This is a genomic window from Roseateles cavernae, assembly GCF_040187885.1.
Taxonomy (GTDB): Bacteria; Pseudomonadota; Gammaproteobacteria; order Burkholderiales; family Burkholderiaceae_C; genus Roseateles_E; species Roseateles_E cavernae.
Map to the genome: position 1 here is coordinate 1 of NZ_JBDPLH010000024.1, position 7,466 is coordinate 7,466.

At 60.4% G+C, this 7,466-nt stretch carries 14 protein-coding genes; 2 read left to right on the forward strand and 12 right to left on the reverse strand.

Annotated elements, in window-relative coordinates; genetic code table 11:
• A partial coding sequence (locus ABGI63_RS25420; protein ID WP_490424232.1) for a RidA family protein occupies positions 1–186 on the forward strand: 186 nt, incomplete at its 5' end.
• A gap of 1 nt (position 187) precedes the next feature.
• The gene (locus tag ABGI63_RS25425) at positions 188–1,429 is read left to right on the forward strand and encodes an NAD(P)/FAD-dependent oxidoreductase (RefSeq protein WP_349745314.1); all 1,242 of its coding nucleotides are present in this window, start codon (positions 188–190) and stop codon (positions 1,427–1,429) included.
• 428 nt (positions 1,430–1,857) lie between these two features.
• On the opposite strand, the gene ABGI63_RS25430 is transcribed toward ABGI63_RS25425, so the two are convergent.
• The 12 genes from ABGI63_RS25430 to ABGI63_RS25485 all read right to left on the reverse strand — a co-directional run.
• Positions 1,858–2,298 carry a nuclear transport factor 2-like protein gene (locus tag ABGI63_RS25430; RefSeq protein ID WP_349745315.1) on the reverse strand — a complete coding sequence of 147 codons (441 nt, stop codon included), beginning with the start codon at positions 2,296–2,298 and terminating at the stop codon, positions 1,858–1,860.
• A gap of 145 nt (positions 2,299–2,443) precedes the next feature.
• Positions 2,444–2,911 carry a hypothetical protein gene (locus tag ABGI63_RS25435; protein ID WP_349745316.1) on the reverse strand — a complete coding sequence of 156 codons (468 nt, stop codon included), beginning with the start codon at positions 2,909–2,911 and terminating at the stop codon, positions 2,444–2,446.
• 106 nt (positions 2,912–3,017) lie between these two features.
• Entirely contained in the window at positions 3,018–3,320 is a 303-nt protein-coding gene (locus tag ABGI63_RS25440) for a hypothetical protein (RefSeq protein ID WP_269838182.1), read from the reverse strand.
• Between the two features lie 54 nt (positions 3,321–3,374).
• Positions 3,375–3,743: a hypothetical protein gene (locus tag ABGI63_RS25445; RefSeq protein WP_349745317.1), complete on the reverse strand. Its 369-nt coding sequence runs from the start codon at positions 3,741–3,743 to the stop codon at positions 3,375–3,377.
• Positions 3,744–3,772: 29 nt separating this feature from the next.
• Positions 3,773–4,084: a hypothetical protein gene (locus ABGI63_RS25450; protein WP_349745318.1), complete on the reverse strand. Its 312-nt coding sequence runs from the start codon at positions 4,082–4,084 to the stop codon at positions 3,773–3,775.
• Positions 4,085–4,155: 71 nt separating this feature from the next.
• Positions 4,156–4,704, reverse strand: coding sequence for a demethoxyubiquinone hydroxylase family protein (locus ABGI63_RS25455; RefSeq protein ID WP_349745319.1), 549 nt, complete (start codon positions 4,702–4,704; stop codon positions 4,156–4,158).
• A 64-nt stretch (positions 4,705–4,768) separates the two neighbouring features.
• Positions 4,769–5,152 carry a hypothetical protein gene (locus tag ABGI63_RS25460; protein ID WP_349745320.1) on the reverse strand — a complete coding sequence of 128 codons (384 nt, stop codon included), beginning with the start codon at positions 5,150–5,152 and terminating at the stop codon, positions 4,769–4,771.
• A gap of 275 nt (positions 5,153–5,427) precedes the next feature.
• A complete protein-coding gene (locus ABGI63_RS25465) occupies positions 5,428–5,727 on the reverse strand; it encodes a hypothetical protein (protein ID WP_349745321.1) in 300 nt (99 codons plus the stop codon).
• Between the two features lie 101 nt (positions 5,728–5,828).
• Complete coding sequence (locus ABGI63_RS25470) at positions 5,829–6,113, reverse strand: hypothetical protein (protein ID WP_349745322.1); 285 nt, start codon at positions 6,111–6,113, stop codon at positions 5,829–5,831.
• A gap of 56 nt (positions 6,114–6,169) precedes the next feature.
• Positions 6,170–6,424, reverse strand: coding sequence for a hypothetical protein (locus ABGI63_RS25475; protein ID WP_349745323.1), 255 nt, complete (start codon positions 6,422–6,424; stop codon positions 6,170–6,172).
• A 93-nt stretch (positions 6,425–6,517) separates the two neighbouring features.
• Complete coding sequence (locus ABGI63_RS25480) at positions 6,518–6,967, reverse strand: hypothetical protein (RefSeq protein ID WP_349745324.1); 450 nt, start codon at positions 6,965–6,967, stop codon at positions 6,518–6,520.
• Positions 6,968–7,053: 86 nt separating this feature from the next.
• The coding region (locus ABGI63_RS25485; RefSeq protein ID WP_349745325.1) for a CPCC family cysteine-rich protein at positions 7,054–7,466 on the reverse strand (413 nt) is incomplete at its 5' end.

Here is a 7,466-nt window from a genome sequence, read left to right on the forward strand (position 1 = left end):
CAGTCGCGATGGGTCAATTCAAGATGGGATGGCCGGACGCATACCGATTTCACCGAATTCAATGCCACGTACCTCGAGCACTTTTCTGCGCCGTTGCCGACGCGCACCACCGTCATTGCGCAGTTGGCGTTGCCGGCGGTCCGCGTCGAGCTCACGGTGGTCGCCGCCGTACCTACAGGCGTCTGAGATGGCCAAGGAGATCGTCGTCGTGGGGGCAGGCATCATCGGCACCTGCACCGCCTTGGAACTCCGCTTGCGCGGCCACCACGTCACCCTGGTAGACCGCCGGCCCCCGGGTGGCGAGACCTCGTATGGCAATGCCGGCGTGATCCAGCGTGAGGCGGTGGAGCCCTACGGATTCCCGCGCGACCCGATGACGATGCTGACCGCTGCATTGAATCGCCGACTCGATGTTCGTTATCACCTGGCCGGCCTGAGGATTGCCTGGCCCTCGCTGCTGCGCTACTGGTGGCATTCGGCACCGCGCCGCCACCGCGTGATCAGCCAGGCCTACGCATCGCTGATCGCTCACGCAACCACCGAGCACCAGCGATACGTCACACTGGCGGATGCAGAGGACTTGGTGCGAAGAGATGGTCTGCGTATGGTGTACCGCACGCCCGCTGCGCTCGATCGCGCCATCGCCGAATCGGCGCGCCTGGCCGACGAGCATGGCATCGGCTACATGGCGATGGACTCGGCGGCACTGGCAGGCGCTGAGCCGGCCCTGCAGCTGCGCTCGCTGGCCGGGGCGGTTCACTGGACGGACTCCTGGAGCGTCGGCGATCCGGGCGCCTTGGTCGAACGATATGCGGCGCTTTTCTTGGAGCGTGGAGGTCGATGGCTGCTGGCCGATGCCGACAGCCTGCGAGAGACTGCCACGGGTTGGCGCATTGACGCACGCGAGGGGGCGGTGCATGCGCAGCACGCGGTCATCGCTCTCGGGCCGTGGGCCGGCCGACTGGCTCACCGGCTGGGCTACCGACTGCCGCTTTTTGCCAAGCGTGGCTACCACCGCCATTACACCGGCGGCGCAAGCGTCGCGGTACCCACCCTGGATGCCGAGCGCGGCTACGTGTTGGCACCGCAGCTCCGTGGGCTGCGGCTGACCACTGGCGCCGAACTGGCCGCACTCGACGCACCGCCCACACCGGTGCAGATGGGCCTTGCCGAAACACAGGCCCGGCAGCTGCTCGATATCGGCACGCCGGTAGAGGCTACGCCCTGGATTGGCGCTCGTCCCTGCAGCGCCGACATGAAGCCGCTTATCGGCCCAGCATCCCGCCATCGCGGGCTGTGGTTCAACTTCGGGCACGGCCACCAAGGCTTCACACTGGGACCTGCGAGCGCCCGACTGCTTGCCGATTTGATGGAATGCCAAGAGCCATTTCTCGACGCGAAGCCATTCTGTCCCAGTAGATTCGATTGACCGGGATTGCCCGCTCGGTTTCTTGATCTGAGCTGGTGCGTGACGGAAATCCCGGAATTTCGGGATTCAAGATCATGCTTCTCCTTAGCGACTTCAGGGTGCTCCGATGGGGCGACGCGATCGAAGGCACTACCGATTCGCAGGCACGGAAGACTGGGACCGGCGACACGAGCCCTCCCGCACCGCGCAACGCCGATAACTCTTCCGGCAGCTCAACCTGCCGCTTGCAGCGTGTGGCGCCGCAGTGACGCAGATTCCATGTCGGCACGGGACATGCACGATCCCACACAAGATGCCGGATACACGACTGCAGGCGCTTCTCCCAGCAAGTCACTATCGGTCAGGCCTTTGCCGTTGTGGGGGAGTCCATATATGAATTGTTAGCTGCCAAACCTGTACTGCTTGCGCGCCAACGGCACCGCCATGATTTACTTCCAGTACTCGATGATCTTCGCAACTTTTGCATCACGGAACTCGAACACCGCGAGATGCTTTTTTGTTACCCCTTTGTGGGTCTCTTGACGCTCAACGGCAATGCCGTTGTAGCCCGGAATCGTCGAAACCAAAGTGTAGCGAGGCTCGGTCTTGCTGTAGATGCCGCGCTTCAACAGCCGGACGGTGTTGCCGTAGAGCTCGTCCCTTGTGTACGTGCCGCCATATGCCGCATGGATGTAGGTGAAGTCGTCGGCGTACAAAGAAAAGAGTTTGTCCACGTCTGCCACAGTCGAACCATGCATCATGACCTTGTTCTGAGCGTGCGTGACCTCAATCACCTTGGCCGTTAGCTCGTCGGCGGATAGCGAGAGAGAGTCCGCCGCTTGGGCGAAAGGCGCGGCCAACATTGCCAGAATAAGAACTAGCGATCGCATAGAAGTCTCACGTGCTGGTGGAAGAGGCTGGGATGCTAGCGCCAAAAGCGTACGGACAACCTTGCGACAGTCTTCACTTGGCAGCTAACGTTGAAGCTGAGCCGCGAGCGGCGGCTTGCCGACGCGAGTTGGCTCGAGCGACTGGTTAGCCGGCTCTTCGCAGTACAGCATTTTGGAGAGTGTCAGTTTCGGGGTAGACCGCCAGAAAGCGCGCCTCGGCCGCTGCCGGAAGACCAACCAAGATGGTGGCACTGCTGTCCCAGCACGCGATTTCAAAGACTGCCTCGGGCAATTGCGGCCGGACTTCGGAGCCTGCCCAGCAGTCCGGATTTCCTTCAATGTACGGTGCAGCAAGAACGGTGGGGCGATGGCCGACCGGCACAGCGCTGAAGACCGCCCAGATGAACTGGATTTCGTTGCGCTCGAGCAAGCGTTGAAGCTCATGACCTGAGATCCATTGGTCGTGTGACGCGAAGTCCTCACCGTAGTAGTTGGTCTCGACATCGCTCAGATACCAATCGAAGTCCGTTGCGGCGATTCCCAATGCGTCCAGCGTGGCACGCATGTCGGTAAAGAAGGGAACTTTGACGGCTCTCTCAAGGATGAGATTCATTGGTCATCAAGCCAAGACGGCTAACGTGCAAGCTCGGCGGACGGCGAAGCCGTCCGCTGGAGCGAAGGGTTATGTCGCTGCGCGACGGGGCACCAAGTCAGTTTGCTCATGTTCTCGATTCCGAGGACTGGACACCGCCGACAAATCTGCAGCACCACAGTGCGTTGCGCGTCCATTCACCATTGATCGTCGGATCGTTCCGTTCCGCATGCCCGCTAACGTACAGGTACTCGGCTGTGCCATCGCCATACGCGTTGCGCTCAAACGCGATTACCGCCAGTCCGGCCTCCAGCATGACTTCTCTTCCATCGTCACATTCGACACGATCGGTCTTCGAGAGCAGCACCAGCCCCGAGCCGACGAGTTCGTTGAAGTCAACGCGAATGCGCGGCGGTGATTCAAGCGACATAGCGTCAAAGGTCAGCGGGCGGTGAAGCCGTCCGCTGCAGCGAAAGGTTGTGCGTCACTTCCACGAATCAACCTTAGTCGTGCTTGAGAAGGAGCCATTGAAGCGCGGCATGTGCATCACCGCCAAGGCCTGCTGTTTGATGGCGCTCTTCAGTTCACAATTCGGCGACGCACGCAACTCGTAGGGGCCACCGGGAAGCGCCCAATCGAACACGTAGAAGCCGGCGTCGGCGTAATCGAGCCAGACTTCGGCCGTACCAACCCGTGGGGCTGGCAGCGATTCGGCGAAAGCAGAGTGCATCTCGTGGTTCTCCGCGACGCCCGCCGGCAAAAAGCCCTCTCCGGCGGTCGCAAAGAGGGCCACGTTCCCCTCGCTATCGGCGGCAAACCAGTCGAACTCAATTCCCCTCAGGTCAGCGAGCATGGTGTTCCTGTGATGCACAACGTGAAAGCTCAGCGGGCGGCGGAGCCGTCCGCTGCAGTGAAGGGTTGAACCGGACCCTCTGCCACGGCAGATAGCCTCTGTGAAAAGCTCTCCCCGCACAAACGATCGACTGACGCGATTGCCGCCGCAGCCTCCGCTGTACTGAAAGTCCTTCCCTCAAGGATGGCCAGCGCTTGGTTGTGCAACGCATATGCAAGATGTGCCGCCGCCCGAAGCGCGGGATCGGCCGTTGCATTGCTACCGAGATGGCCCGCGAGCAGCAGACGCAGTTCATAGACGGCGAACGCCAGAATTTTTGTCTCGTCGAGGTTGGAAGGCATGGCTGCAGGTGCGGTTCAACGTGAAAGCTCAGCGGGCGGGGAAGCCGTCCGCTGCAGCGAAGGGTTGAGCCTCACAGCCGCATGCCAAGCCATATGACTGCCTCGGTTGATGCAGCTACCACTGGCGTTAGCAACCGGACCCAGCGGCGGCTTGCCTGCCCCTCGATATGCGCGGCAGAACTGTCATGGTGCTGCTGCTCTTCCTGCACGATGGAGCTGATGGCTTTGACCGCCTCCTCATCAACGGCGTGAAGCTCTCGGAGTTGGTGTTGCAAGTGGCGCAGAACCACCCGCTCAACCGCGACCGTTGTAGCAGCGATTGCACCGCGGCCGAAGATCGCAGTTACGAAGCCGAGCACGAAGCCGCCGGCCCCGCAAAGGTGGTAGCTGCGGCAACGCCGAACGCCGCGTCGCTGAAGCTCGGCTTGAAAAATCGAGCGGTGTCTGCGCTCGTGCGATTGGAACTCAGCAAGCTCGCGCAACATGCTGCGAGCCGTAAGCCGAGCGACCAAGCGCTGCCCCGCGTAGATATTGACCGCGCCGTGCTCGCCCGCATGGTTGACCTTGAGGACTCGCTCGGCGAGACCCTCGGCGGTGCGAAGTGGCGCGATCAATTCCATGAGGCTCAACGTGCAAGCTCAGCAGGCGGCGAAGCCGTCCGCTGCAGCGAAGGGTTGAACCGATTCATCGAACGTCCACCCGCATAAAACTGAACTCGACTGCCCCTTCACAAGGGACATCGCCGACATCGATGCGGAAACCTAGAACTTCAATGATGCCGGCCGGTTGATCCACGACATGGCCGACGCCTCGATACGCATACGGGCCAATCTTCTCGATCCGCTCGGCTGATCTTTGCGCTTGCATATCCTCGGGCCAATCCGAGAGACATGCAGCTTGGATCTCCGCATCCACAGCAAACAAGGCGTTATCGACATGTTGACCTTCAACTAAGTCGCGCATAAAGCAGAAGGCGTCGATCAGGCCGTGTGCGCTGCGCAGCCTCACCGAAGAACTCTCATCACCGGGCGCGTAAGGCTCGACGCGATCAACGAGCAGCGTTTGCATAGCGGTTCAACGTGAAAGCTCAGCGGGCGGCGGAGCCGTCCGCTGCAGTGAAGGGTTGAACCGGACCCTCTGCCACGGCAGATAGCCTCTGTGAAAAGCTCTCCCCGCACAAACGATCGACTGACGCGATTGCCGCCGCAGCCTCCGCTGTACTGAAAGTCCTTCCCTCAAGGATGGCCAGCGCTTGGTNTCGCGGTAAGCGGACCAGCCAGCGCAGCTGGCGCAGGTCCGCTTGACCAAAAGGTTAAAGCGCAAACCACCTGCCGGCCGCGCACTCATACCGAAATGACCTTGCCTTGCTGACCCGTCACCAGCGTCAAGTTTTCAAGCATCTCGGTCAATAGTTGAAGTTCTTGCTCCGCCGAAAAGACATCGTCCTCGAAGACCACCTGAATTCCAGGATCCTCGTACGAGAACGAGATTTCGCAACCGGACACGTCGATGCAGAAGTCACCGTAGCCATCGGCGACGGCGCGCCAAGGTAGTGATTTCGGCACGAGCGTTCGCTCGTAGTCCTTCCGATCGAGGTCGAACCAATTCCCATCGGTACGTTGGATGAGGTACTCGCCTGACATTGCGCTTTAACGTTGAAGCTGAGCGGCGAGCGGCGGCTTGCCGACGCGAGTCGGCTCGAGCGACTGGTTGGGCGGCGTCCTTGCAAAACGAATCATTGAATTCATTCGTGGTCTCTGAGGCGCGTTGGGTTGCCCGCCTTAAGCAGCTTGCCATTGAAACGAACATGCCAGTCTGGATCAAACGCGCGGCATGCATGAATTTGGTAGCCCCCATCAACTGGTTCGATGCTCAAAGGCAGCAAATCATCGGTTGGCTTCGCGACAAGATCAACCGAATGGCCCGGAGCCAGGATTACCTCTTCCGGAATCAACTCCAAATGAAGCGTCAGATCGGAAGTTGTTTCGTTCTTGAATGAGCCGACGATCGGATACTCGGACGGATTCATAAGACGCCTAACGTTTGACTTGAGCGGCGCCGCTAGGCGCCCGCTCGAAGGAAGGGTTAGGCCGCATCGCTTGGCCCCGGTACGGTGCCCGCCTCGCAATAGCCGACAGGTTTCTCAGCGCCTGCCTCAAACATCTCGCTGAGCATTTTCCACGCTCGCACGCGCGCGCGCTCCGACAGATCGGTCGCCCGAGCAAGCGAATTCGCTTGAATCTCTCGTTGGACAAGAGTGTTCAGGTGATTGATCGATAGGCATTCATCGGCCCATCGGGTCAACTGCTCGGACGTGATGATTGGGGTGGTCGTCGCCATGATTCGAACTGAAGCTAGTTGAGTAGGGCCTAACGTGCAAGCTCAGCGGACGGCGAAGCCGTCCGTTGCAGCGACAGGTTGGGCCGCACCACGTTAAACATACGAGTGATTGAGTTCAATCGCGCCCGCGACCCTATCCGCAACTGCCAGCAAGGGGCCTGACGATAGTGTGTAGTCCTTGATGATTGCGAACTCGCTCGGCCCGTCACACCATCGATTACCCGCCCCGAGTTCCTCGAGTTGGTCAGTGGGATCAAAGCGGAAGGTGAGACTCAGTTGGCTGATCGCGTCGTCTCCCTCGAGATCTTCCTCGATGAACTGCCGAGTGATGTTCAGCTCGAAATGACGGCCTGCGCCCCAGTCATAGGTCCCCCATTGAAACAGCAGCATGTCGCCATCTGGACCATCACATCCGACTGGCTTCACCGATTGATAGAAGGCGAACATCATCTCGACTCCTCGACGAGGGGTGCAGCGCGAGATGCTTTCGCCCTGCAACGCGGCGAAGGATTCGAAGGCGGCTGGCGATTCAGATGGCGTCATGGTCGAGACGGCTTAGACGTGCTGCCCAACGTGCGCGGTAAGAGGACCAGCCAGCGTAGCTGGCGCAGGTCCGCTTGAACAAAAGGTTATAGCGCTGCATCGCGAACCCAGTAGTAGTTTGTGGCATCGCCCGCAGCGGCGTCGAAGTATGCAAGCCCATTCGCTGGTGATTGCGCAGGCTCGATCTCTTCGGGCCGCAATGGCCGCCAGCCCGGAGCGCGAAGGATGGTGCCGACAACGGAAACACCCACGGGAAATCTTTGAAGGGCAAGCAACTGGCTTTGGACGAGGCTTCGCTTGTTAGCTCCGCCGCCCATTGCCGGGTGGGCAAGCTGCACGTGATCATCTTCCCAGCCGCACAAATCGCAGATCTCGTAGCTGCCAGGCGGCTCGCCGAAGACGAAGAACCCGCAGCTTGGGCAAGGGAAGGACTCTTCACTCATGGCGAGCGCTATAACGTACAAGGTAAACGGACCAGCCAGCGTAGCTGGCGCAGGTC

Coding starts and splice junctions, on each gene's coding strand:
- ABGI63_RS25425 (WP_349745314.1), top strand. CDS start 188: ATGGCCAAGGAGATCGTCGTCGTGGGGGCAGGCATCATCGGCACCTGC.
- ABGI63_RS25430 (WP_349745315.1), bottom strand. CDS start 2,298: ATGCGATCGCTAGTTCTTATTCTGGCAATGTTGGCCGCGCCTTTCGCC.
- ABGI63_RS25435 (WP_349745316.1), bottom strand. CDS start 2,911: ATGAATCTCATCCTTGAGAGAGCCGTCAAAGTTCCCTTCTTTACCGAC.
- ABGI63_RS25440 (WP_269838182.1), bottom strand. CDS start 3,320: ATGTCGCTTGAATCACCGCCGCGCATTCGCGTTGACTTCAACGAACTC.
- ABGI63_RS25445 (WP_349745317.1), bottom strand. CDS start 3,743: ATGCTCGCTGACCTGAGGGGAATTGAGTTCGACTGGTTTGCCGCCGAT.
- ABGI63_RS25450 (WP_349745318.1), bottom strand. CDS start 4,084: ATGCCTTCCAACCTCGACGAGACAAAAATTCTGGCGTTCGCCGTCTAT.
- ABGI63_RS25455 (WP_349745319.1), bottom strand. CDS start 4,704: ATGGAATTGATCGCGCCACTTCGCACCGCCGAGGGTCTCGCCGAGCGA.
- ABGI63_RS25460 (WP_349745320.1), bottom strand. CDS start 5,152: ATGCAAACGCTGCTCGTTGATCGCGTCGAGCCTTACGCGCCCGGTGAT.
- ABGI63_RS25465 (WP_349745321.1), bottom strand. CDS start 5,727: ATGTCAGGCGAGTACCTCATCCAACGTACCGATGGGAATTGGTTCGAC.
- ABGI63_RS25470 (WP_349745322.1), bottom strand. CDS start 6,113: ATGAATCCGTCCGAGTATCCGATCGTCGGCTCATTCAAGAACGAAACA.
- ABGI63_RS25475 (WP_349745323.1), bottom strand. CDS start 6,424: ATGGCGACGACCACCCCAATCATCACGTCCGAGCAGTTGACCCGATGG.
- ABGI63_RS25480 (WP_349745324.1), bottom strand. CDS start 6,967: ATGACGCCATCTGAATCGCCAGCCGCCTTCGAATCCTTCGCCGCGTTG.